Raw genomic sequence first — 23,930 nt, 5'->3', positions numbered from 1 at the left:
GTGGTTCTTGGCGAAAGACTTGGATAATCTGTTAAATTCCAGTATTTTGGCAGACTAAGGCAAAGACGGCCTAAATTACCGTCACACAGCTTCAGTGCCAATTTGTCGGGTGATCGTGAAATAAGTATAAATTCCGCCAGCACTTAAAAAATAAGAATCTGAAAATCTTTGGTGGCACGTGAATGCGAGGCCGGTCGTCTTTCGTTCGTTTGAGATTCTTGGTTAAATTTGCATCGCCGACAATCCAAAGTAAATTACCAGCCTCAATGTTTAACTGAGATTCGGGATTTTGTATTTTAGGACCTGCTCGTCGCTCCCGATCACTACATGCTTTGTCATTCCCTCTAGAGAGCGAGAGTCTCTTTTTCTTTCGAGGGATCTCCCTTTTGGTGATCACGAAAGGCGATCAAAGGTCGGTGATCAAAATACTCGCTATTGGCCTACGAGAAAGTCAAAAATTTCACGCTGCAAGTCTTGATCTTATCTGTATTTTCCATCATCATTGCAAAACATCAGTAAAAGATACTGGAATTGAAGGCTCCCGCAACAGGCGGAATCTGTGAGACGGATGCAAAAAAAGAACATTTTTTGTCACCTTTAGACAGGATTTGTCTCGAAAACCAATTTACCTATGGAAGACTGCAAATAAGTTCTACATTCCGGCGTCAGAATCCTTACAGGTGAAATTGTCATCGCGACATGTTAAGGTGTCGGGCTCAGTTTGGAATTTCTAAGTTTGTCAAAATGGTTTCCACTGGATTCTGAAATGCGTTCCATTCAACCATTTAAAGGTGATTGTGAGAAACGGAATTATTCCTTTTTTATGTGCTTTAAGCATTAGTGCTAAGGCACAGCTCCCTTGCGCAGCTCTGCTGGCGGATCGAATTACTCCTCAATCCCAGGCAGTAAGACAAAATATTGAGATCCGCGATTTAAGCACTTTTGGGCAGGCGATGACCGAGGGTATGCTGCTACGGCCCGAGCAGACTGATTTGTTTGAAATTTACAGAAAAATCTTTTTCGGTGACCCAAATACTTCCGTTAACGGTGCCACCTTGAAAACAGTAACTGACCTATTGAAGAATCATCCTGAGCTGCAAAAACTACCATTTCGTGAATATGAAGTCGAAACTGTTAGAAAGGCTTATGAGATGCCTGAGTCACTCGCAAAATATCTAAAGTCACAAAACGGCAATGCGGGCCAAGTACGGTCGAATCTATTTCAAGTTGAAGCCAACCTTGGTTTTTGGAAGAAACTTGTGGGTTTTGAAGATTCGCCAATGCCAGGGAATTTATCCAAAGATCAAAGGAGACAGCTTCAGGACCAGCAGAAGACAAGATTCCTGAGGTATCTTGATCGAATTATTTCAAAAGAAAATCGAGTCTTTCTCAAAGACGAAAAGGTTGATTATCGTCTCAAGGTTAAAACTCTGTACGGCTTGCTTAAGCGGATGTCTGATCACATGGAAAGACGAGGGCGCAGTACCCAACAGCTTCGTCAAGCAATGGTAGATCTTATCGCGACGACGGGTTTTAACAATCAGGCCACGCAGGAGCTACTAAAAAGCAAGAATGCTCTTGATACAATTGAAGGCCTTAATAAAATTCTGGATGAACGAAATGAAATGGCAATGGAGCTTGGCTTTGCTGGTCACTTTAAAGAAATGCTGCAAAATTTAAGAATTGATTCACCCTCGCTTTCGATTAGAGCTGAGGATGAAACCAAATTTATTGGAGAGCTTGAGAGGGAGGTGTTGAGTGGTTCGTTTCAAACTTTGCCAAGTGAGAAAATTAGGGTGAGGTCGCTTTCTATTCAGGAAGCACCATTTCGCTCTTGCCTTGGCGGATCGGACTGCTCAAGCCGCAGTTATTTCTCAAAGGCACTAGACCCTAACTTTAATTATTTTACGATGACTGACAGTGACAATCGCTCCTCTGGACACGTAACTATCGTTCTTGGGGTGGCAAAAGATCAAGCCGGCCAAGACCATAAAGTAGCTTTCGTCGATAAGCTGCAGAACGTTCCAAACCAAATGATCCCACTCTTTTAGAAGCTGTGAGATTGTCATTGCGTGAGCAAGGTTATTTATTGGGAGTACCTGAGGATGTCGGAGACGAGTCGGGACTTTCAAATAGCGCCACCATTCGGCACTTTTTTGCCAATGATGTGTTGCCAAGTCTTCGCACGTCGCAATTGAAAGATTTTACGCCGCACCAAAATCAGTATGAATTTGCAAATGGATATTCCCGCGCTTACCGAAGACCCTCTTTGTCTTTGAGGCTTTACGAGTTAAAAGATTCATTGGAGGATGCAGAAATTCGACCGGGAAAACGTTACGGACCAGGACTTGCCGAGGCAACTCTTAATCGGAATAAGCTTGTTGAAGAGTTAATAAGATTTCGGGAATCGTCTAACGAACAAGATGTACTGAAATATATTGCAAGTGGCCAAATCGTGGATGGGCTTGAAAAAGTGGGACTTTTTACTCAGAAAGAGTTTTTAAATGATTTAATGAAAATATCGATCAATCCAGCCAGGAGTTTTTCTGTAAGGAAGAAGGCCTTTTTTGAAATCTTACTTGTAACGAGCAGGGCTGATGCCACTATTTTTCCTGATTTTCAAGAATTCAGATTTTCTGATGCAGAAAAATCTCAAATGAATTCTGAGGTTAGACAATGGAAGAGCTCGTCAGATAAAAGAAAGAATCAATTTGCCAATGGCATTAATGAAATGTGGTTTAAGGCGGCTCGGGAGGGCAATGAAACTTTCGCAGATGCGTTGTCTTCGCTTCGACTAGTCGAGATCAATCTGGATCTGTTTTCGAATTTTTTGAATATTCCCTATTCAACTGACCACGCTCGGATCCATTCCTTTTTTCTTAGTCATCCGCGTCAAAGAGGCTCGCAAGCAAGTCTTGCTGTTTTATCGAAACTGACAGATCTCTTGTGGAAATCTCCCGAAGGGCAAGCTTGGTTTGCTCGTCATCCAGATAGACTCCGACTTCTTAAAAGTCACAATAGTCACAATAGACAACTGATTGATCATATTGTTGTTCAAAACTGGAAAACCGTTTATTTTAACCTTGGGAAAGCGGACGATCGTCAAATACTCATGAGAGTCGTTGCACAGACTGAAAGTATTGAAAAGCTACAGGACGTCATATATCTTAAGATCAGAAAGAATACGCCAGAGGCTCAAATTGCCTTTGTCTCCGAGCTGGCGACGAGTTCTATATGTTCGCTGTTTTGTCGTGAATTGTTGACAAGTTTGTTTATTCATTCTGGACAGCTGGGACTTGAATATGACACATCCGTTTTCAAACGAGAGGGGCATAATTTGCCCATCGACAACAGCGTTAGGACCGCTGTGTTGCGTACCTCGAATCTTTCTGAGTCTGAATTGAATAGCTTAGTGTATTTGAAGACACCAAAGAGTGCCTCTGCAGCCGATTTTCTGAAGATGTTAAAGATTTTAGAATCCAAGTTCAATATTTTCGGACAAAATCTAGCTGACCTTCCAATTCTTAACTTGGCTGAAAAAATTGATCTTTTTACCCAAATGGAAAAGATTGCGGATAGCGACCTAAAGGCAAATTCAAAATTGATCTTGATTTGACTATTTCCAGACTGACTCAGAGACTGATCTCCCTCGTTCATAGGTGACACTAGGAGTCCTTATTCATTTAATCAATTGGCAGAAAAGATTAAGAGAGTTCACTTTCCTCAGCTTGATGAAGAGTCAATTCTTGGACTTTATAAAAGACGAGATATGAAAAATTCCTCTGGCTATACGGTTCTAAATCCATATGTAGTTGCAATATTGCAAACTCAAAAGCATCTTCCAACTGGAGTATTTAAAGATATTGTCCGCTCAATGAAATCCGCAGTAAGAACGGACTTATATCAAATCCTTAAGGACTATCGACCATCTAGGTCTGAAATTTCATATTTGATAGGCGAATTTTTGGCGAACTTGCAGCTTGAGTCCACAGAAGGTGATCACAATATGACCGAGGCATTTTACATTCCAAAATTTGAACCTCCCATCCTGTCAGAGAGGCTTCGTAAGGGACAAGAATGGACTGATCAGATTTATGAACGAATCGCCTCCCTATGGGAGTATGCAACTAAGGGCTGGCTGATGGCATACATTTGTTCGGCCCCCGACTTGCCGGTTTCTTGGCAGAAAAATCTCATTAAAGATATAGTCTCGGGCGAAACTGGCCGGATGGGTAGGGCATTGAGAATTATTTCAAGTCAACGACATTCGGTTCCTGCATTGGAGCAATTATTCCAAAGTGAAATTGAGAAAAAGAAACCTTTTTCATCAGAGAAACTCTATCTAATACTTTCGAATTTAATCCAAGATGAAGGTCGATCCAGAGGTGTAAATTTTAGCAAACAAATGTGGTTTTGGCTATTCTCTAGGCTAAAGCTCAATGCCCCCGCAAGCTCGGTAGCGGAGACCAGTCAAGGCAAAACATGGACGAATGAATGGGTCATCACTGTTGGCTTTGAACTCGTTAAATGGGGATCGAACGCTCCAAATTCAGTTTACGATCGTCTGTTTAGGTGGGTCAAAGAAGATCCATTAGTTGGTGAAAAAATGATGAGTTTACTCTTACAGAGGCAGGAACTCCCAGCGCAGATTTTGGCACGCCTGCCACAAGAGGGTTCTGCTCTCTATACAAAAATGGATAAAATTGACCAGCTTCGGTTAAACAATCTAAGACGAGATCTGGAAAAGGCCCCAGTGTCTCGATGAACAATCAATCTTCTTTGAAAGAGCCTCATCAAGATTTGGCGATAACCACAGTCGACGCTTCTCCCTTTTGGTGATCACGAAAGGCGATCAAAGGTCGGTGATCAAAATACTCGTCAAGGCCTGGGACTGATTTTGGAAGTCCAGTCATGGCTCCCATCCAGCTCTCTCTGGTTTCCATACAGAGAAACACGTTCCACGATCCCAGTTGTCGAAATTGGCTTAAGAGAAAGTCAAACATTTCACGCCGCAAGTCTTGATCGTATCTGTATTTTCCATCTTCGCTGCGAAACATTTCAGCTCGAGTCACATGTGATTTTGCGCCAAACCGTTCGCGCATCATATGTCTTTGCTCAGGTTGAAACCGCAGAGCTCCAAGCGACAAGCTCAATACTTCCTGGGGCTCAAAATACCTGGCTATGGTTTTAACGAGCCCACTGTAATTCTCTTTCCATTCGGGGTGCCAAATCAATGGATCTAGGTGGAAGCCTATTAAATAATCCTTGTCACGGCACTTGCGAGCTGCCTCAAGTCGCTCAATCAAGCTGGCGGTATCGAATTCTTCGCTGTCAATGATGGGCTGCGGATTCAGGGACCAACTGATGATGATATTTTTCTCGTGGTCTATATCTAAAAACTGCTCAACTTTATTTGACTTGGTTTTTAACTCCAAACGCCAATTCGGAACACTTCGAAAGAATTTGATCAATTTACGCGAGTAGAGAGTCAAGTCGTCAAGGCTGAGGCTGTCGGTCGTTTCACCAGTTCCAATGCGAATTTTTGCTTGGGCTTGTGCTTTGGCAAAATCTTCGAGTTCGGCAATTGACTGTTCGATATTAGAGTAAACAGACAAGACTGGAGTGTTGATATAGCTTTGGAGATAACAGTAGGTGCAATTCATGTCACATTGCAGACCAAGATTGAGAACGAAGTAATTGCAACAGGCGAGCCCTGGTTTTGCTCCGGGGCAACGTTTGAAAAATCGCCCTTTGAATTCATGAATGTACATGATTTTTTTGCTGCGATTAAATTCTTCACTCGAAAGGTGATTTCCGACGAGCTGCTTGTGAGGAGTTGAGAAGACCCTTTCTATTTTCGTTTCAGGAAAAAATTGAATCGCTCGTTGAGCAACCTCAGAACCCCAAGAGTCATTGTGGATATAAATTTTCTCAAAATGATCGATGATTTTTTGGCGAAACCTCAGGTTTTCCATATAACTTCCTGTCCGCTCAGTCTCTTCTCGATCGTGGATAGACCTTCAAACTTTCGATGGAAGTCTTGTTGCGATTCGATTTGCAGCTTAACCTCAAGGAATCCCCGATCTCCCTGGCGGATCCACTGTGCCTGAGTTCGGCTGGGCCAAGGGAGCTCGCGTACTTGGCGGTGCTTTTCGTGATCCTTTGCCATCACCTTTGGATATCTCATTTCTTTGAGTGAAGAAAACCAATCAACTTCAGGTTTTGGCAGGAGATCTTCCACAGGCACATCCATGAGGGACAGCTCGACGGTCCACTCTAAAACTTGGATTCCCAGATTTTTTGAGAGAGCAGAGTGCCCAATTGCCAGGAGCACGGGTGCAAAAGTTTCTGGATTCGACACCGAACGCAAAGGAGAAAGATCTTGGGCGCCAACCTGCTTATGGGAGCACCAGTCCTGAAAGGACCGGGGAGTCAGAATCAATTTCTCGAGGGTGACTTCCAATTCACGATTCCAGCGCAATTGATAGGTGGGCCACAATTGTTCGAGGCACTCCCCCCATTCAGAAAGGAGCTTCACTTGGCTCCAGAGGCGAGCAATCTCGGGCAAACTCAAATGAGGATGGCAGGCCCGCACTGCCTCTAAGGGCGTGGCACAGCGGCTCTGTATGTCGAGAGCTTCATGAGCAGGAGAAGTGAAGTGTTCAAATCCGACAATGAGTTCCCTCTTCCAACACAGAATTGGTAGCGCAGAGTTCCAAACCTTGAGAGGTTGAAAAGCCCAATTGTTATCGCATTGCAAAAGAGACCGAAACTTCATCCTTCTCCGGTACCATGAATTTGGGAAGTAGTCGACTGGACAATCTCAATGGTATACCTATTGGTTATGGCGGATTGGAGAACTCGCGCTGAAATATCTGCAGATGTGGTATTTTTCCCCTACGCGGCTCGCGAGGCAGAGAAACGTGCCGAAGAGGTTTATGTTTGGGATCTAGATAAGACCTATCTGGATACCCGCTTCGAGACCTTGAGTGGGATTTGGCAGACAGCCATGGAGAAGGCTTTTCAGAAGAAGAATATTCCCGGGACGGGAGCACTTGGTCGTGCCCTGAAAAAACATTCTGAAGAGGCCGTTGAAAAACTAAAGCGAGAATTTGCCATTTACTTCATTACGGCTTCGCCTCCTCAATTGGAACGTAAGATTTATGAAAAGATGGTTTTCGATGGAATCCATCCTTTTGGTATTTATTTTAAAGATAATCTGAAGAATCTTCATCCGCGCCGTTGGTGGCGTCTCACTCAACAGGTCGGTTATAAGATTCAGGCTCTCCTTTTGCTCCGCCTTAGGTTTAAGTCGGATGTGCATTTTATCATGTGGGGAGATGACAGTGAGTCCGATGCTGTTGTCTATGCTTTGTTTTCTGACATCTGTTCTCGTCGAATGGAAGGGGACAAGCTGAGAGAGACCCTCAAATCTTTGTACGTCGTGGGAGAGCAGATGGATTCAATTATCGACATGCAGCAGCGGATTCCGCAGGGCGATCCCGTCGAGAAGGTTTACATTAATCTGGCTGAAGACACAGATGCTGATTACTATCTGAAATTTGGAAGGCGAACCTTGCCAACCTATAGCAGTTTTCAGACGGCTGTAGACTTGTTTCAGGATCGACGCCTTTCTGGGGAACTGGTCGTGACCGTAGCTCAAGATCTCGTGACCAATTTCGGTTATACTCACGAGGAACTTGCACGGTATCTGGATGATTTGGTTCGGCGTCAACGGATCGGTGCAGAATCCCTAGCGGATCTCTTATCGGTTCTCCAGAGCTATGGTCTTATTCACAAGAAGTGGACTCCCTCCATCGCTCCGAAATTAGTAACGGAGCGGGTAGGAGATACGGTCATTGCATTGGAAGGCAGCTATGAACCTTGGGTTCCTGAGAGAATCGACTATCTTCATGACTATCGCTGACTTGTTTTGGGAAAAATTGTGATCATTCAAAAGTCAGAGGAAAGGATCGAGTGATAGGTTGGCCCTTGAATGATTGAAAGGAAGTGTTTCTAAAAACACTTAACAAGCAGTTGAGGAGTTGCTGATTTTCGATTGTTGTCTGTAATACCTTTGCCTCATCAATTTTTCCACGTGGATCGATCGTAAAACTGATCACGACCTGGCCATTTACAGGGCCTGTTTCCCGAATCGCATTGGCCTGGCATTTCTGGAATTGTCCCTTTTGAACTATGATCGTATCTTCGATATAGGAATTTGTGAGAGTATCCGGAATTGAGCTCGCCGTTGTCGAGACCGGAAGAGTTTCTTTTGTAGGAGGGGACGTAGGATTGGGAGCAGCTGGCTGAGGTGCCGCTTCTTCGTTTTCAACGGCCTCATTCGAATTTTCGACCTTGGTGGCCTCCTCAGGAGTGGGATTTAGCTCTCGTCGCGCGATTCCGATCTCAGAGCTTCTAAAGATCATTTCGAAACCCTTCTTTTTTGGGCGAAAGGAAGGCGAGAAAAGTTGGCGATCTTTGATGATAAAGAGTTTTCCTTTTGCCCCGTCGCGAAGGAGTTCAAAGTCGCCAAATAAAATGGTCAGATAAATAGGAGAGTTTGTATCGTTTGGATTCCAAAGCTCAATGATTGCCTTTGTATTTTCTAATAGCCGAAGTTCTGTTCCATTTGGGAAGCTAAGAGAAAGAGATGATTTCTTATCAACCAAGATCTGATCTTGGTGGTGAATCGACCCTGATTTTAATAAGCGAGTGTTGCGAGGTCTTCCATGAAATCGGCGCCAGACTCGTTCTCCTTCAGGCAAGGTATATTTGGCTACCTCGGTGCCTAATTCGCTCTGTATTGATGGATGAAAATATCGAGCCATAAACTGGCTGAAATCAGGAGTAAACGAAACAACGGAGAGTCCGATGATTACACAACACGCAAAAATAAAGCTGGCAGGATGGCGAAGCATGACTGAAGCATAGCACTGTCCGAGAAGTCTTCAATCATCAAAGTTTTGTGTTCTGTCCTGCGGAATCCAAAAACTACTTTTTATCGGCCTTATCAGCTTTATCGATTGGAGCTGGCTGAACTTTCGAAGTATCAGTGGCCGGCTTTTCTGTGTCCTGGCTTTTGGACGGATCGGTGGGTGGCGGTGTGGCGACCGCTGCCGGAAGCTCTGGATTGGAAGGAGCTGTTTGAGAAGCCGGCGGAGGAACATACTTATCCATCAAACTTTTTTGGGGCTTGGAAGTCAGATAGGCCAAACCCAAACAAGTGATCGCAAACATAATAGCCGTATAACGGGTCATTTTGGTCAGAAAGTCGGCCCCACCCGTGGATCCAAACAGGCTATTGGATCCGCTTCCACCGCCAAAAACCCCTGCGGCACCACCCTTGGAGTCTTGAAGAAGAACAAAGATGATGAGTACCAAAGCGACAAATAAGTGAATGACGGTGATGAATGCTAACATAAATGAGGCGCCTCCAAAGCCCCGGAGTATAAGGGAGGCCATTTTGATCGTCATCTAAATTTTATGAATTTTTTTACTTCCGACGCCCTCTCTGTTTTTGAGCCTCACACGGCAACGGATTCCAGATCTTCCATTTTATTGGAATTATAGGCACTTAGAACAAGGCTGAGGCTGTGTCCAATAATTTCTACAAATCGAATTTCGTTGTCGGAGAGCCTCTTTTTTTCGGAGGGCAACCGGAGGGAAAGGGCACCATACATTTTCTGGTATTGATACAAGGGGCAGACGACAAGGGAACTAAAGTTGACGGATTTGAGGCTTTCTCTGATGGCTTTGAGTTCTGAGCTCATATCAATGTTTTCGATCGCGAGGAGTGAACCTGTCTGCCAGACGTGGATAATTTCCGGATACTTGTTGAGATCCAACTTAATTCCAGTTGCGTCTCTGGAATCATGGGAAGCGATGACCTCGCCGTCCTTATGATTGTGAACTTTGATGACAGAGCAGCGGACTCCATCTAGTTTCATCGCAGCCATTCGGGTTAAATTAAAGAGCTTTTCCGGCAAAGGATCTGCCGCATTGGCTGTTCGTAAAACCAGATCTGTCAGATACAGAAGGAGAGTTCCTTCTTCGACGGATTTGTCTTTGTTGGGATTTAGTTCCTGGATTGTTCGAGTTTTGCGCAGATGAAATATCAGCCGATGCAGGACATCTTCGTAAAGAAAGGGCTTGATAATGTAATCGCTGGCCCCCATTTGGAGTGATTTTTCCACATTGCTTCTGATGTTGTGTCCCGACATTACGATGATTTGAACAAGGGAAGGACGACCGGATTTGGATTCTCCCCTGATTTTTTCCAGAATTTCGTAGGCGTTTCCATCCGGAAGCATGAGATCAATTAACACCATGCGAGGTTTCCAGGTATCGATCTCCTTTAGGACCTCAAATCCCTTTTCGACCCTGTGGACCTCGAAATTGCATTCCGTCAGGAAATCGCCAAGTCTTCGGCTCAGTTGCCGATCATCATCGGCAATCAGGATTTTGATCTTTTTCGAAGCACCCATATACATCCCTTATCGGTCACGGCGAACTGGCGCGTAATGGAATGATGGACCAAATACACTATCAGTCGAAGATATCGCATGGCGGCAAGACCAAAGAGCGGGATAATGTCTTTATTGTAAGTGACTTTTGAATTTCAAGCGGAGAGAAGGAAATATGGCGTTTGTAGTCTTTGAAGGCTTGGATGGAGCCGGGAAATCAACTCTTATTCGTGGTCTAGAGACACATTTGCAGACCTTGGGCCTGCCTTCGGTGGTGACTCGTGAGCCGGGAGGAACGCCTCTGGGCGAGGAGATTCGGTCTCAGTTATTGAGAATTGAGGGGGATACTCCGGTTCCTCGGGCGGAGCTTCTGCTGTATGAGGCTGCGCGGGCCCAACATGTGGATCGGGTCATTCGTCCCAATTTGGCTCAAGGGGTGTGGGTCCTGTGTGACCGTTTTACTGAAAGCACTTTGGCCTTTCAAGTCGGGGACGGAGCATGAACGAAGCCGCAGTGAAGTGGCTCAATGATTATGCGAGTGAAGGGGTCTGTGCAGATTTGGTTGTCTTGCTTGATATTCCAGTTGAAAACTCTCTCGAACGAATATCCAAACGCGAACAAGAAAATGGTCAAACGAAGGATCGGTTTGAAATGGAAACGCGTTGTTTCACCAGAGAGTGAGGGACAATTATTTGGATCAATCTCAAGCGGAACCCAAAAGATGGTTGGTCCTCGATGGGCGTAGCGCGTCCGAAATTTTATTGGCTCAATTGATTCTAAACTTGGAGAAAAAGGGATGGCTCGACTTTTCGACCAACTAGTTGGCCACAAGACGGCTCAAGATCGTTTGCTCTCCGCTGTTGAAATGGGTCGACTTTCACCGACACTCTTGTTGGTGGGGCCGGCCGGTATTGGCAAAAAGTTATTCGCAAGGTCATTGGCCCAAGCGCTTGTTTGCGAAGTGGATCGGCGGGGTTGTGGAGAGTGTCCTTCGTGCAGACGAATAGAAAGGGGAGAATCAGAAGCCTTGCTTCACATCTCTCCGAGCGGAACACAGATTAAGATTGAGCAATCCCATGAAATTCTTCGCTTCTTGAACTTGCGGGCCTGGGGTAGATCTCGAGTTATTATTATTGAAGAGGCTCACCGCCTCAACGTGCAGGCAGCAAACGCTCTATTAAAGGCTCTGGAAGAGCCTCAAGAAGGTACCTATTTTGTTTTGACAGCTGTGAGTGCCTACAGTGTATTGTCCACCATTCGGTCACGTTCGCAGATTGTGCGACTGGCTCCCTTGTCGCTCTCAGACTTGGGACAGATTTCTGGTATTGAGGATTGGATGAAGGCGTCCTGTATGGGACGTCTCGATGTTCTCAACCAGCTACGTGAGCCAGAGGTCATCACACAGCGCCAGGCCACTCTTCGGTTGTGGTCACAATTGGCAGAAAAGGCTCCTTTCGAAATGGCCCGTAAGATGACGGAAATTGGAAAAGATCAAGATGAGGGTCTTCGAAGCAGTCAGTGGGCTCGTCAATTGATTCGAGATGCCCTCTTTAAAAGGGAGGGATTGGTTCCTTTCATTCATTCAGATTCTCTGCCGGAGATTGACAGAATGTCACAACTGGATCCAAGGATTCTGCATTGGCTTCATGCTGAGTTATTGGAAATCGAAGATGGCATTCAGAGAAATTGGGATCGTCATTTGACTTGGGATGCCTTTTTCGTTCGCGCCAATGAGGCCATGAATGCGACAAAAGAAAGTGAGTAAAACTTTGGAAATCACTGAACGCTGGATCGATGTTCATAGCCATCTCAACTTTTTAGAAATAAGCCCGGAGGAAGCTCTGGCCCATGGTCGCTCGGTCGGTGTGGAAAGGCTCATTACGATTGGGACCACGCCCGATGACCATGAGGTCGTCCTGGCTTTGGCAAATACTTTGGGTCCCGAGGTCTACTGCACCTTGGGAGTTCATCCCCATGAGGCAAGTCTTTTCAATGACGAGGTTGGACAGAATATGCGATCTCAACTCCAACAGGACAAGGTTTTGGGTGTCGGTGAAATAGGTCTTGATTACTATTATGAGCATTCTCCACGTGAGATTCAGCGCGAGGCTTTTCGGTCCCAGTTGCAGATTGCTCTTGAGACAAACATGCCGGTGGAGATCCATACCCGCGATGCCGAAGAGGACACAATCGATATCTTAAAAGAGTTTGGTGCGAAAATTCGCGGGCTTGTTCATTGTTTTACGGGGAGTCTATGGTTGGCTGAAGAAAGCCTTCGTCTCGGTTTGGATATTAGTTTTAGTGGAGTCCTCACCTTTAAGAGTGCAGGGGCCTTGCGCGAAGTGTGTCAGGTGGTTCCTCTTGAACGTCTGCACGTGGAAACAGATTGTCCTTACCTGGCGCCAGTTCCCGAGCGTGGAAAGAAAAACGAACCCGCCTTTGTTGTCCACACGGCTCGAGTGGTTGCTGAACTCAAAGGGATTTCGATGGCAAAGCTGTCTGAGCAGACCTGTCGCAATGCTTTGCGATTATTTCCTAAACTCAGGTGGGAATCCTAAACGCGGTTGGGAGTCCTAAACTCAGCTGGAGTCCGCCTGACATTTTCTGAATCGCCACACTTGCACACCGCGTTTTTTGTGAAGCACTTGGATTTTTGGTTGGCTTGTAATAGAAGACGACAATCTCTAGGGCATGAGTCGTATTAAACAAAGGAGTTCCTGTGAGTCGATTGCGCGTGGGTATTAACGGTTTCGGACGGATTGGTCGGATTCTTTTTCGAGCTGGCTTCGACCGGTTTGATATAGTGGGAATCAATAATCTAGGAGACGCAAAACAAGCGGCACATTTGCTTAAGTATGACAGCACTCATGGCCGCTACGGTCATTCTGTGGAAGCAGGCGAAAACGACATCAAAGTGAGAGGAAAGAAAATTCCACTTTGTGCGGAGAAAGACCCAGCAAAAATTCCTTGGAAAGAGTGGGGAGTGGATTTGGTCCTAGAATGCACCGGTGCGTTCAAGAAAAAGGAAGATTTCCTTAAGCATATCGATGCCGGAGTAAAGCGGGTCATGGTTTTAGCTCCAGCTGACGGGGTTGACCTGACAATTGTCTACGGAATTAACCATGAGTCTTACGATCCAAAAAAGCACAAAGTATTGAGCAATGCCTCCTGTACAACGAATTGCTTGGCACCGCTGGCTAAGGCCTTGAATGACAATTTTGGGATTGAACGTGGCTTTATGACGACTATTCACTCCTATACAAACGATCAAATGGTGCTGGATGCCTTTCATAAAGATTTAAGACGAGCTCGTTCTGCGGCGGTTTCGATGATTCCTACGACGACGGGTGCAGCCAAAGCGGTTGGCGAGGTTCTCCCCGAACTTAAGGGTAAAATTGATGGACTCGCTATTCGGGTGCCGACTCCCGACGCAAGTTTGGTGGATTTCGTCATTGAAACAAGAAAAGAGCTAAGTGTGGACCTCATTAACTCGGCTTTAAAGACTTCGGCAAACGGACCACTCAAGGGAATTCTTCGTTGCGAAGAGGATGAGTTGGTGAGTTGTGATTTCATTGGAGACTCGGCGAGTTCGATCGTGGATCTCCCTAGCACCATGGTGATGGGCAAAAATTTTGCGAAGGTATTTTCATGGTACGACAATGAAATGGGATTTTCTCATCGGATGGTGGATATGGCGCTGTATATGTCCGAGCGGGGACTTTGATCGCGGCGGCCTGAGATAATATTTTTTATGAGGAGAGTAGAATGTCGTCCAAGACCTTAAAGGGTATTCGGTCAATCGAAGAATTAGAACTCAAAGGAAAAGCCGTTTTTTTGAGAGTTGATTTTAACGTGCCCATGGAAAATGGAAAAATAACGGATGATAACCGTATTCAAGCGGCGCTTCCAACGATTCGGTATGCTCTCGACAAGGGAGCTCGGTTGATCCTGGCATCTCATCTTGGGCGCCCAAAGAGTGCGACAGACAAAAAATACTCGATGGAGCCGGTTGGCGCTCACTTGAGTGATCTGCTCGGCCTGGATGTGGTCCTCATTGACGACACCCGAAGCGATGCTCCAAAAGCCATTTTAAAGGGATGGAAGGACGGCCAAGTTCTTCTTCTTGAAAATCTGCGTTTTGACCCAGACGAAGAAAAAAATGGCAGGGATCTCGCGCTCGCGATAGCAAGTTATACCGATGTTTATATCAATGATGCCTTTGGATCCAGTCATCGAGCTCATACGAGTATCGTTGCGCTAGCCAAGGAGGTTAAGGAAAGAGGCATTGGATTTCTGATGAAAAAGGAGATCGAGTATCTCGACAAGGTTCTTTTTAATCATGAAGCTCCATTTGTTACTGTTCTTGGAGGAGCAAAAGTCAGTGATAAAATCGGTGTCATTGAAAATCTGATTGATCGGGTGGATACTTTTGTTGTGGGTGGGGCGATGGCCTACACTTTTCTTGCAGCGCAAGGAGTTGCGGTTGGGACTTCTCTGGTTGAGAAAGACAAATTGAAATTTGCAGCTGAATTGCTCGAAAGGGTGAAAGCGCGCAACAAGAGATTGTTGTTACCTGTTGATCATGTGATTGTTCCGGCCTTTGATAAAGTGGACGAGGCCAAGATCACTCCAACAGTGGTCATTCCCGATGCTTGGATGGGAGTCGATATTGGACCCAAAACCCAGGCTATTTACCGAGAAGAATTAAAGAGAGCAAAAACGATTTTTTGGAATGGACCGATGGGAGTTTTTGAAAAACCCTCACTGGCAAAGGGAACTTTTGCTGTGGCCCAAGCTATGGCTGACAATTCTGATGCAGTGACGATTGTGGGAGGCGGAGATTCAGCTGCAGCGGCAAAGGCTTCTGGATTAGCCGATAAAATGAGTCATATTTCGACAGGGGGAGGAGCGAGCCTCGAGTATCTCCAGGGAGATAAGCTTCCTGGGATCGAAGCCGTGAGGGCCTAATTTTTTCGTTCCCTATCCATATCCTTACCCATATATCCATAAAAAGGGGGCACAACAATGGCCAAGAGAATAATCTGTGCGGGCAATTGGAAGATGTATAAATCTCCACCTGAGGCTGAAGCCTTTCTTCGCGACTTTCGAAGGTATGTTGATGTTGATTTTCATCCAGACTTTCTTATTTTTTTACCAGCAATAAATCTATTGGTGGCAAAAGAGATTCTGGCTGACACGGCGGTGGGATGGGGTGCCCAGAATTGCTATTTTGAGTCGCAAGGAGCTTTTACTGGCGAGAATTCACCACTTGTTTTGAAAGAAATTGGAGCCTCTCATTGTTTGGTGGGACACAGCGAGAGGCGCAGTCTTTTTGGCGAAACCAATGAGCAATGTGCCAAGAAGGTGTCCGCCGTGCAAAGACAAGGCTTGATTCCACTCCTGTGTGTCGGCGAGTCTCTTTCTCAGCGTGAGGCGAATGAGACAAATCGAGTTATTGTTGAACAATTGGAACAAGGACTTCATGACGTAGACTGGGAAAAACCGATCTGGCTCGCTTATGAACCTGTCTGGGCGATTGGAACGGGAAAGGTCGCAACTCCTGAGCAAGCGGGCGAAGCTCATTCTGTTTTGAGGAAAGCGCTCATTGCAATGGTGGGTGAGAGACACGCTCGAACGATCCCTATTCTTTATGGTGGGAGCGTCAAGCCGGATAATTCGCAAACAATTGGTGCCCAGCCTGATGTCGACGGGTTTTTGGTTGGCGGAGCAAGTCTTGTGCTCGAAAGCTTTGTTGAAATTTATCTCAATGCGCGCTCGATTCAGGCAAAAATTAAAATCCCCAGAGATCAAGTCCTGCCATAAGAACCTGGTATTCAGACGAAAGCGCTTTCGCAGTAAAAACAAGCTCCGTAAATGAGCGACGAGGATGATGCAGTTCCGTTGCTTGGGTGCCTTCCAAGATAAAAGAAAGTCGGCCCCCAAAACTCGCCTTTGAAGTCAGGCGAGGCCACTTTTCATATCCAACCAGGGGGCCCAATCGCAACCAAGGCCCTAGACACCACAAAAATCGGAGTTCTGGCGCGATCGTCACCACGTATTCGTCATTTTTTCCTCCGACCCAACCGATGACGAGTCCTGTCTCAATCAGCATTCGGTCGATGAGTATGGCCGGCCAGCGTGCGGTCATATCAAGTGCGGTAAAATGGCTGATGTCAGAGTTTCCAGCTACGCCATAATAGTGTCCGTAAATTTGAAAGTGACTTGCGCCATAATCAATGGAGGAGCTCAAGCTTCCATCTGAGCGATAGTGTTTCCAGAGGGCCGTTTTCCAATTTCGCTGATAACGGCCCTCGTCTTCAATTTGGCGATTTTCAAAAAATGTTTGGTAACTGCCATTGAGTCGCCCGCTCCGCCAATGACTTTCTTCCTTTAATTGTCCATTAGAAAAATAGGAGCGCCAACGGCCGTCTTTCTTGTTAAGCAAATAGGATCCCTCGATGGCAGTCTTACCATCGGCGAAGTAGCGAATGTAAGAGCCCAGTCGCTCTCCCTTGTTGGATTGGCACCACTTTTCCCGCTCATTTTTGTCCAAGGCATTTTCTTTTAAGACCAAATCTGGTGGGCAAGAGATCATCGCCAAGCTCTGTTGAGCTGGAAGCAATATGAGAAAAAAAACTAAAACTCGCATGAACGAAGAATTGTGAAACATCCGTACAATGATGCCTTCTGGTCTATAATGGATCAAGCGCATCCGTGTCCGAATCCTTCACTTTGTAGGACAATATGACAAGGCCGGCAAAGTCTCTGACATTCTTGGGAATGTTTGATGATGCGTCAAGTTGTTCTACATGTTTCATTAATGAAATCAAATATTTAAAATATTTTGTCTTGCGGTAGATAGGGATCTTTTGCTAGCATTTTGGTGTCACCTGTGTGAAAGCAAAAGTGACACTGAGGAGTTTACCTCTGGGGAACCTCGGCCTCTCATCAGAGAGGAAATCGGTGGGATTGGGCTCTTGCCGATGGAAGGTCTCTAGAAGAAAACCGTGGGCTCAGTATTAACTGAACGAGATGTTCCTCAAAGGAGCCAAAGTTAATGCAAAAGCCAACTCATTTTCGTCGCTGTCATGTCTGCGGAAACCTCAATCAAATGCAAGAGAGAAGGGTGGAGTGTTGCTCTCATTGCGGGAAGCATCTCTGTCAGTTCTTCTATTTCGATGATCGACTTGTCGTGACCGCTCAGGACTCGGGCCTGAGACCAAGGCAGATGGCCGGAGAGTGTTTGCCCATACAGGGTTTGACGGTCTACTGGGAAGGGGTTTAGTCGGCGCTCACAATCTATTATTTCTTTGGACTTGGTTTTTGCTTATTTTTCTTCTGCTTTTCACAATTGACCCATTCTTCAGAAAGCTTGGCGTCAGAGTTGATGATCCGGATTTCCAAATTGTTTTTTTCTAATCTGAGATCTGCCTCTTCCGCTTCTGAGATCTTTTCACAAATCGGAAGCGAGCTTTGACTTGATGGATCAAAAACTCGGAATAAAACCGTATGAGCCCCATGGGCCCATCCCGTTAAGAAATAAAGTCTGTCACCAATGAGGATTTCCTTTTCGGAAACCAAGCCAAATGGGGGAGATTCTGGCGCGTAGGAGGGCAGTGATTTCTCTCCCTGGCTAAATGTAAGACTGTATCGTTTGACACTCGAAGACGGAATCGTTTCCAGCTGAGATTTCATGGTCCAAGCCGGCTGGGCCAAAGAAGGGAGTGAATAGGCGAAGAGAAAGAGGTGACTCATAAAGACCACCAAAACGCTCGCAATTTCACGAGAGCTCGAAGGATTGATCTTGGAGAGCTGCACAGTCTTAAGCATGTTGATTCTTCCTTCTCCTATTTTGAAGTTTCGGGGCGCCTGGCAATTTCGAGGCATTCCTCAGTGACAGCAGAGGCTTTTTTTATACATTTACCACATTCCACAATGCTTTGTGCGTAGGACCTATTAATCTTTGCTGACGCGCTTCCTCTGTAGGCCATTAAAGTAGAGCTAAGACTTTTAAGGCTTCCGTCTAGGGATTTCTGATGGAGAATGGCAAGGCCCACTTCCATTTGTGCAATGATAGAACCGCTCATTTTCGCGTAATAGGCGGCTCCGCTTTTAATCTTTTCAAAGCCAGAGACTTTAGGAATAAACCAGTCTCCACGGGCAAAGAGATCCTTGCAGGAACTCTTCGTTGCTTGGGAAAGACCAAAGGCAGAAGAGCCTGGGTTTTTAGCAGTTGGATTAAACGTGGATTCTTTATATGCTTTACATGTAAGAATTTGAGGACTGTATGGTAGTCCGTGGGCTTCAGTTAGTTCTTGGTACCCTTTTAGGAGCTCGTTACCTTTCTCGACGGTGTCCAATCTAGTCCACTCTTTGAGCGAAGGCATAATCTGAGGATCAAGAATCTCTTCGGGTTGATTTTTTTCGGCGGCGTTTTCTGAGATGGCCTTGATTTCCTTTGCTTGATCTGAGCAGCCTCCGCGATGGAGTTTACACGGGTCCTTGGTATAGGCGGACTCTGACTGCGTATCAGCATGAAGAAGGAAAACAAGAAATATGCTCAAGGTATGAAAGAAGAGGTTCATCAATGTTTCTATCGGATAAAGTCATCTGTTCCGAGAGGTCGAGTGGTTGATCTTGACGAACGCCCAGAATTAGCTATCAATTGAAGTATGCCAATCAATTTTAAAGATATTGAACAAGCAGCTCAAATGATCAGGTCTAAAATGAGCAAAACCCAGCTCCTTCATTCTCGAAGCTGTTCGAGGTGGTTGGGAACGGATATTTATTTGAAATATGAAAACCAGCAAATGACTGGTTCGTTTAAAATCCGGGGAGCCTTTAATAAAGTATCAAGTCTTACGGAGTCTGAAAAGGCGAGGGGAATCGTTGCCTGCAGTGCGGGAAACCATGCTCAAGGTGTGGCGCTCTCCGCCAGTTACACAGGAGTGAAGGCGCATGTCGTGATGCCAGTGAATTCCCCTTTGGTGAAGGTCATGGCGACCCAAAGCTACAGGGCTGAGGTTATTTTGCATGGCGAATTTTTCGACGAGGCCTATGCTCGGGCCAGAGAACTTGAACAGCAAATGGGCTATGTGTTTGTGCATCCTTACGAGGATCCCAAAGTCATTGCAGGGCAGGGCACAATCGGATTGGAAATTCTTGAGGATCTTCCTGATGTCGATTCAATCGTCGTGCCTATTGGTGGAGGTGGTCTGATTTCTGGAATTGCAACGGCGGTGAAGGCCCGGCGTCCACAGTGCAAAATCTACGGTGTGGTGAGTGACAATACGCCTGGAATGTATCATTTGTTTAAGGGCGAATCAGAGAAGAAAGCTTCCAACCGACCGACAATCGCTGACGGAACCGCAGTCAAAGCCCCTAGCAAATTGATGTACCAGGATTATATTTCCCGCCTTGTCGACGAAGTGATTCGAATCAAAGACGATGAGATTTCTGAGGCGATGGTATTTTTATTAGAGCGATCCAAGACCCTGGTTGAGGGAGCCGGGGCTATGCCCTTGGCTGCGGCATTAAAAAAGACCTTGGATTTGGGAAAAAAATCCGTCTTTATACTGTCTGGAGGAAATGTCGATCTAAATGCCTTGGCGAATATCATTGAACGGGGCATGAGTCGTCGCGGAAGGTTGGCCCGACTTCAGGTTGTCGTGAACGACGTTCCTGGGAATTTACACAAGATCACAGGTGTATTGGCCGATCAAAGGGCCAACGTCTTAGAGGTCTACCATGATCGCCTTGGAATGGGGCTTGATGTTAGTGAAACAAGTATTGAATTTTTGCTTGAAACCCGAAGCCCCGAACATGTCGAAGAGATCAAGAGGATTCTCCTGGCTCAGGGGGCGAGAGTTCTTTAGAACTGGTGGCTTGTGAAATCGCCAACTGAGGAGATCGATCCGCTTTATCGAAAAATGTTGCCCCTTCGCATAACCAAAGGTGAAGTTCGGAAAATTGAAATCATCAGAGCTGCAGTGGAGTGTTTGGTAGAGGGCGGGTATGAGCACTTTAACTACAATACAATTGGTCTCAAAGCCGGGTTGGCTCGGTCCCACATCGCACACTATTTTCCCGATAAGCGCGAAATTTTGTATCTGGTCGTTCACGGAATCTATCGTGATTTGCAACAGTTAGTTATCGAAAAAATAACGGAGGCAAGTACCCCCGAGGCTCAGATTAAAGGAGTGATCGACGCGACAATCGAAGGGATTGCCCGTGAGCGCGGATGGGCATTGGTGATTTTGCTATTCACTCACGTTTGCGCCCAAGACGAAAATTATCGCAAACTCTACACTGAGATTCGCAAGGTAGGCGCAAAGCGAATTGAACGGATACTCCAGGGGATGGCAGGATTCAGTGAAATGACTCCCAGGCTTCGTTACAATGTGGCAAGGGGTGTTCAGTCAATTATTTTAGGTGGAGTTGCAGAAAATCTCACAACTGATTGGCTATCAGGACCCGGACCCATCAAGAAGCAGATTTATCAGCAAGTGATGGCTTACATAGAGAGCTCCAGCGAAAGCCGATGAAAAGTTGTCAGGGGATTTGGGCTCTTAAATTCATTCGATCAAGTCTTTTTGTAATGATATCGCTCGCGCTTCAATCTGCGGTTGGGGCCTCCGATATAAAACTCAGATCCGACGTAAAACTCAGATCCGAAAAGGGATATTTTCCTCGTTTTAGTCCGATCAATCCATGCGTCAAATCCCTCATGGAGAGTCCTCTTGTGCAAATTGAAAACGTGATTGCCGGCCCCCTCGATCGCGAGGATTTGATAAACCAAAATTGGACAGGTACAGGTACAGGTACAGATATAGGTACAAGTCCTGAAACAAATTTCGAGAACAAGTATTATCGTGTCGTTTTTCGATATGATTACGAAGAGGCTGGCTTGAAGACCATTGTCAGAAGGCCTGAGACCGTGCTCGCGTCTCCCTTATCGCCACCTTACAAAAAAATATATCAGAGCGCTCAACAGGCGGTCGTTGCAGGTCACGCGGCTCATCTCAAAATCATTGAGCGCTTGGTCGGAGTGGCGACGGGAGCAATGGCTGAGAGAAGACACTGGGATGTGAGTCGCCTGCAGAAATTGGCCTTTGATTATATGGAGAACTCTACCTATATCGAAGTAGTTGATCAATCTGGTAAGACCCGGGGAACTCTGCGGATCATCAATGCCCCCTATGGCTCCACTAGGCAAAGTGAGGAGCGTTTGGGATTTCATGGACCCACGGTCATCAAAAGCTATTTTTCGGCTGAAGATGAACAGCACTACATGCATCATCTTACGAATTTAAGATCGCAAAAAGATCATCGAGTGGGAAATGTTTATGGCCGGATTGGCTATTTGGGGCTTATGGTATTGGGTGGGGCCCCAGTTCCACCTTGGATATTGGATCTAGAAAAGAGAGCCTTGCCCCTGCCCCGTTTGATGATGGAGCAAATACACTCCGAGAATTTGGTTTCCCATTTTGCCGGCGGGCTTCTTCCTCGACCGATAAGTTATGTTGTTGGATATGGCGAGCAGTTGTTCGGTGCGGGAGAGATTGAAGAGTACGGAAATTTTTATATCGATCCTTCTTCAAGCCCAGATGTGTTTTTGCTCCTTCTAAATCAGCTGTTTATGATTCAGTTTGAAGGTCATTTTATGCCAAACATGACATTCAAAGGCAGACGAATCTACACGTATGGAGACGAGCTGTCTTGGAGATTTTATCGCCCTCTCGGTTTTAAAAAATTACTGGACATGCCCTTTGATTACTCAGGTCGTCCACATTGGTATTTTTATACGGATCTCGAAAGCTTTTATCAGAATTTTCTTAAAATTCGCGACCGATCGCCATTGGGATCTGGTTCGGCATTGGCTTTGAGAGCGGCACTCATTGAGGCTGCGACTCGTTTAATGGAAGAACCCGAAGCCTGGCTGAACTGAATCTCAGGAGCCCAGGATCTTCAAACATGCGTCCGGCAGCAGCGCTCCCCTTGGTGAGCACTGAACCAAGCCGAACTCGATCCTTGGCTCCTGAGATTCAGTTCAGCCAGTTCTGCGTGTGCTCTCTCATCTACGTCGGTCTCACTTCCTGGATCTATGAATTCGTCCAATACACAATGGGCTAGCGGCTTTCGCGCCATTGTCGATTCTTCAACAAGCTCAAAATGACACCAAATCGCACACGGAGATTGAGCGAGCGGCACATTTCTCCTGAAGACTGGCCCACATTGCCTGTGTCCAATCACTATATTGATCATAAATCGATCCTAAGCGGATCTGCACCGACGAATTGGTGTCAAAAACACCCCATTTTTTCTGGCACACAAATGGCAATGACGGGAACTGTTCAAGTTGCAAGACGAAAATTAAACCTGTTGGCTATTCAGGAGGCTAAACATGAAAAACCGTGATAATAGACAATTCCCTGTCTGCATGTACCACCAGCTAAATAGAGGTCTTGCTTTTTTTCTTATCCTTTTCGGCATGTCCCTTGTTAAGGCCCAGAGCTGCAGGGCTGAAATCAGCGTGCAATGGAACACATCTCTTGGTGCTTCAGGAATTGAAACAGACGTGATCAACTTTTCTAATGAAGATCTTGTCTGCAACGGATCGTATCGCCTTATTGTTGTGGATAATGATGACTACATTAAAAAAGATCTTACTTATGAATTTGCCTCCTACATTATTAATGGCTTGAAGATGTATAATTTTTTAACAAAGTTCAGCGACATAGGCTTGCCCTCTCATCAGGAAGTAAAAGGCATAGTCGTTGACAAGGCGATGAAATGTGAATTGATTCCAAAGTTTCAGTTAGCAATAACCTGGGGTCCATATAGAAAAATACCTTTTGAGATTGATCGCAGAGCCATCGAGTCGGCGTTAAGAAATAATCATATTAGTTATGCCTTTGATCTCTTCAAAAGGTCACAAAATAGGGATAAAATAAAAGTTCTTGATATTTCAAATTCATTTTTTAATGGGAATCAAAACGACCTGGCAGCTTTTTCTTCGCTAAGCCGGCTAGATCGGCTAAACCATATTGAAACTGATCGATCTGCAATTGATTGGTATAACAACGGTTTACCGTCAGACGGTGACCTTAGAAACAACAACCTCATAAAATCAATTCATAAGTGCGGGCATCTGTTTTTTGAAGAAAGGAGCGAAAAATGTGGAATAGAGAATTACGAGGAATATGCGAGTGAGCATTGTGGTGTTTTAGAATATAATTCACAGGCTAGCACCGCATATTGTGGGTGTGCCAGACGATCTGGAAACACCATGGCATGCGTACGAGGCTGTCCTTGCGTGGCAGGGAACGTATGTCAACATCCTCATTTTGGAATTAAGAGCTACAATACCTGCCGAAGTCCAAATCACCCGCCGATCTACAAGCGTTGTAGGCATATCGATCACGGGATTGAAGACGCACAGGTTTGTCCGAAGAAATAAGATTG

The 23,930-nt window shown here is 45.7% G+C and carries 23 protein-coding genes and 1 pseudogene; 15 read left to right on the top strand and 9 right to left on the bottom strand.

The features are described 5' to 3' along the window. The first annotated feature begins 791 nt into the window (after window positions 1-791). From IPJ71_11995 to IPJ71_11985, 3 genes are all read left to right on the top strand, one after another. Window positions 792-2,051 (top strand): hypothetical protein, encoded by a 1,260-nt coding sequence (locus tag IPJ71_11995; protein MBK7844400.1) that lies wholly within the window; start codon window positions 792-794, stop codon window positions 2,049-2,051. 5 nt (window positions 2,052-2,056) lie between these two features. Then, window positions 2,057-3,616 (top strand): hypothetical protein, encoded by a 1,560-nt coding sequence (locus IPJ71_11990; protein MBK7844399.1) that lies wholly within the window; start codon window positions 2,057-2,059, stop codon window positions 3,614-3,616. A 75-nt stretch (window positions 3,617-3,691) separates the two neighbouring features. Next, a complete protein-coding gene (locus IPJ71_11985) occupies window positions 3,692-4,765 on the top strand; it encodes a hypothetical protein (GenBank protein ID MBK7844398.1) in 1,074 nt (357 codons plus the stop codon). Window positions 4,766-4,793: 28 nt separating this feature from the next. On the opposite strand, the gene IPJ71_11980 is transcribed toward IPJ71_11985, so the two are convergent. Together IPJ71_11980 and IPJ71_11975 are read right to left on the bottom strand one after the other, a co-directional pair. After that, window positions 4,794-5,975, bottom strand: a complete 1,182-nt coding sequence (locus IPJ71_11980; protein MBK7844397.1) for a radical SAM protein — start codon at window positions 5,973-5,975, stop codon at window positions 4,794-4,796. Continuing rightward, window positions 5,963-6,778, bottom strand: coding sequence for a hypothetical protein (locus IPJ71_11975; GenBank protein ID MBK7844396.1), 816 nt, complete (start codon window positions 6,776-6,778; stop codon window positions 5,963-5,965). Before IPJ71_11975 ends, IPJ71_11980 begins: the two co-directional genes overlap by 13 nt. A 66-nt stretch (window positions 6,779-6,844) precedes the next feature. Here IPJ71_11975 and IPJ71_11970 point away from each other — a divergent pair, with 66 nt between their 5' ends. Next, on the top strand, window positions 6,845-7,927 hold the full coding sequence (locus IPJ71_11970) for a hypothetical protein (protein ID MBK7844395.1): 1,083 nt from the start codon (window positions 6,845-6,847) through the stop codon (window positions 7,925-7,927). Window positions 7,928-7,949: 22 nt separating this feature from the next. Here IPJ71_11970 and IPJ71_11965 read toward each other — a convergent pair whose 3' ends face one another. From IPJ71_11965 to IPJ71_11955, 3 genes are all read right to left on the bottom strand, one after another. Further along, a complete protein-coding gene (locus IPJ71_11965) occupies window positions 7,950-8,921 on the bottom strand; it encodes an energy transducer TonB (GenBank protein ID MBK7844394.1) in 972 nt (323 codons plus the stop codon). A 73-nt stretch (window positions 8,922-8,994) separates the two neighbouring features. Next, window positions 8,995-9,423 (bottom strand): preprotein translocase subunit SecG, encoded by a 429-nt coding sequence (gene secG, locus IPJ71_11960; GenBank protein ID MBK7844393.1) that lies wholly within the window; start codon window positions 9,421-9,423, stop codon window positions 8,995-8,997. 104 nt (window positions 9,424-9,527) lie between these two features. Further along, window positions 9,528-10,487, bottom strand: coding sequence for a response regulator (locus IPJ71_11955; protein ID MBK7844392.1), 960 nt, complete (start codon window positions 10,485-10,487; stop codon window positions 9,528-9,530). A 154-nt stretch (window positions 10,488-10,641) separates the two neighbouring features. Here IPJ71_11955 and tmk point away from each other — a divergent pair. The 6 genes and pseudogenes from tmk (at window position 10,642) to IPJ71_11925 (ending at window position 16,289) form a co-directional block, all read left to right on the top strand. After that, a pseudogene (gene tmk, locus IPJ71_11950) lies at window positions 10,642-11,287 on the top strand (dTMP kinase). Beyond that, the gene (locus IPJ71_11945) at window positions 11,263-12,231 is read left to right on the top strand and encodes a DNA polymerase III subunit (protein ID MBK7844391.1); all 969 of its coding nucleotides are present in this window, start codon (window positions 11,263-11,265) and stop codon (window positions 12,229-12,231) included. Before tmk ends, IPJ71_11945 begins: the two are co-directional and overlap by 25 nt. Continuing rightward, window positions 12,209-13,024, top strand: coding sequence for a TatD family hydrolase (locus IPJ71_11940; protein ID MBK7844390.1), 816 nt, complete (start codon window positions 12,209-12,211; stop codon window positions 13,022-13,024). The genes IPJ71_11945 and IPJ71_11940 overlap by 23 nt, the downstream gene beginning before the upstream one ends. Before the next feature lie 161 nt (window positions 13,025-13,185). After that, window positions 13,186-14,190 carry a type I glyceraldehyde-3-phosphate dehydrogenase gene (gap, locus tag IPJ71_11935; protein ID MBK7844389.1) on the top strand — a complete coding sequence of 335 codons (1,005 nt, stop codon included), beginning with the start codon at window positions 13,186-13,188 and terminating at the stop codon, window positions 14,188-14,190. A 41-nt stretch (window positions 14,191-14,231) separates the two neighbouring features. Beyond that, window positions 14,232-15,434: a phosphoglycerate kinase gene (locus tag IPJ71_11930; protein ID MBK7844388.1), complete on the top strand. Its 1,203-nt coding sequence runs from the start codon at window positions 14,232-14,234 to the stop codon at window positions 15,432-15,434. Window positions 15,435-15,491: 57 nt separating this feature from the next. After that, entirely contained in the window at window positions 15,492-16,289 is a 798-nt protein-coding gene (locus IPJ71_11925) for a triose-phosphate isomerase (GenBank protein ID MBK7844387.1), read from the top strand. Here the strand turns inward: IPJ71_11925 and IPJ71_11920 are convergent. Next, window positions 16,258-17,115, bottom strand: coding sequence for a hypothetical protein (locus IPJ71_11920; GenBank protein ID MBK7844386.1), 858 nt, complete (start codon window positions 17,113-17,115; stop codon window positions 16,258-16,260). The two genes, IPJ71_11925 and IPJ71_11920, sit on opposite strands and share 32 nt — an antisense overlap. Window positions 17,116-17,523: 408 nt before the next feature. Between IPJ71_11920 and IPJ71_11915 the strand changes: the two genes are divergently transcribed. Then, window positions 17,524-17,751: a hypothetical protein gene (locus IPJ71_11915; GenBank protein MBK7844385.1), complete on the top strand. Its 228-nt coding sequence runs from the start codon at window positions 17,524-17,526 to the stop codon at window positions 17,749-17,751. A gap of 17 nt (window positions 17,752-17,768) precedes the next feature. Here the strand turns inward: IPJ71_11915 and IPJ71_11910 are convergent, their stop codons facing one another. Further along, window positions 17,769-18,296 carry a hypothetical protein gene (locus IPJ71_11910; protein MBK7844384.1) on the bottom strand — a complete coding sequence of 176 codons (528 nt, stop codon included), beginning with the start codon at window positions 18,294-18,296 and terminating at the stop codon, window positions 17,769-17,771. 17 nt (window positions 18,297-18,313) lie between these two features. Next, window positions 18,314-19,051 (bottom strand): hypothetical protein, encoded by a 738-nt coding sequence (locus IPJ71_11905; protein MBK7844383.1) that lies wholly within the window; start codon window positions 19,049-19,051, stop codon window positions 18,314-18,316. Window positions 19,052-19,138: 87 nt separating this feature from the next. Between IPJ71_11905 and IPJ71_11900 the strand changes: the two genes are divergently transcribed. The 3 genes from IPJ71_11900 to IPJ71_11890 are packed head-to-tail and all read left to right on the top strand — an operon-like array spanning window position 19,139 to window position 22,413. Continuing rightward, window positions 19,139-20,341 carry a threonine ammonia-lyase gene (locus IPJ71_11900; GenBank protein MBK7844382.1) on the top strand — a complete coding sequence of 401 codons (1,203 nt, stop codon included), beginning with the start codon at window positions 19,139-19,141 and terminating at the stop codon, window positions 20,339-20,341. Between the two features lie 12 nt (window positions 20,342-20,353). Continuing rightward, window positions 20,354-21,010, top strand: coding sequence for a TetR/AcrR family transcriptional regulator (locus IPJ71_11895; protein MBK7844381.1), 657 nt, complete (start codon window positions 20,354-20,356; stop codon window positions 21,008-21,010). Then, complete coding sequence (locus tag IPJ71_11890) at window positions 21,007-22,413, top strand: hypothetical protein (protein MBK7844380.1); 1,407 nt, start codon at window positions 21,007-21,009, stop codon at window positions 22,411-22,413. The genes IPJ71_11895 and IPJ71_11890 overlap by 4 nt, the downstream gene beginning before the upstream one ends. Before the next feature lie 20 nt (window positions 22,414-22,433). On the opposite strand, the gene IPJ71_11885 is transcribed toward IPJ71_11890, so the two are convergent. Beyond that, the gene (locus IPJ71_11885) at window positions 22,434-22,613 is read right to left on the bottom strand and encodes a hypothetical protein (protein ID MBK7844379.1); all 180 of its coding nucleotides are present in this window, start codon (window positions 22,611-22,613) and stop codon (window positions 22,434-22,436) included. 256 nt (window positions 22,614-22,869) lie between these two features. Here IPJ71_11885 and IPJ71_11880 point away from each other — a divergent pair, with 256 nt between their 5' ends. After that, entirely contained in the window at window positions 22,870-23,925 is a 1,056-nt protein-coding gene (locus tag IPJ71_11880; GenBank protein MBK7844378.1) for a hypothetical protein, read from the top strand. The last annotated feature ends 5 nt before the right edge of the window (window positions 23,926-23,930 follow it).

The sequence above is a fragment of the Bdellovibrionales bacterium genome (assembly GCA_016714165.1).
GTDB lineage: Bacteria > Bdellovibrionota > Bdellovibrionia > Bdellovibrionales > UBA1609 > JADJVA01.
The sequence above is the reverse complement of the archived record's forward strand: the minus strand, read 5'-3'. Positions and strand labels throughout refer to the sequence as shown.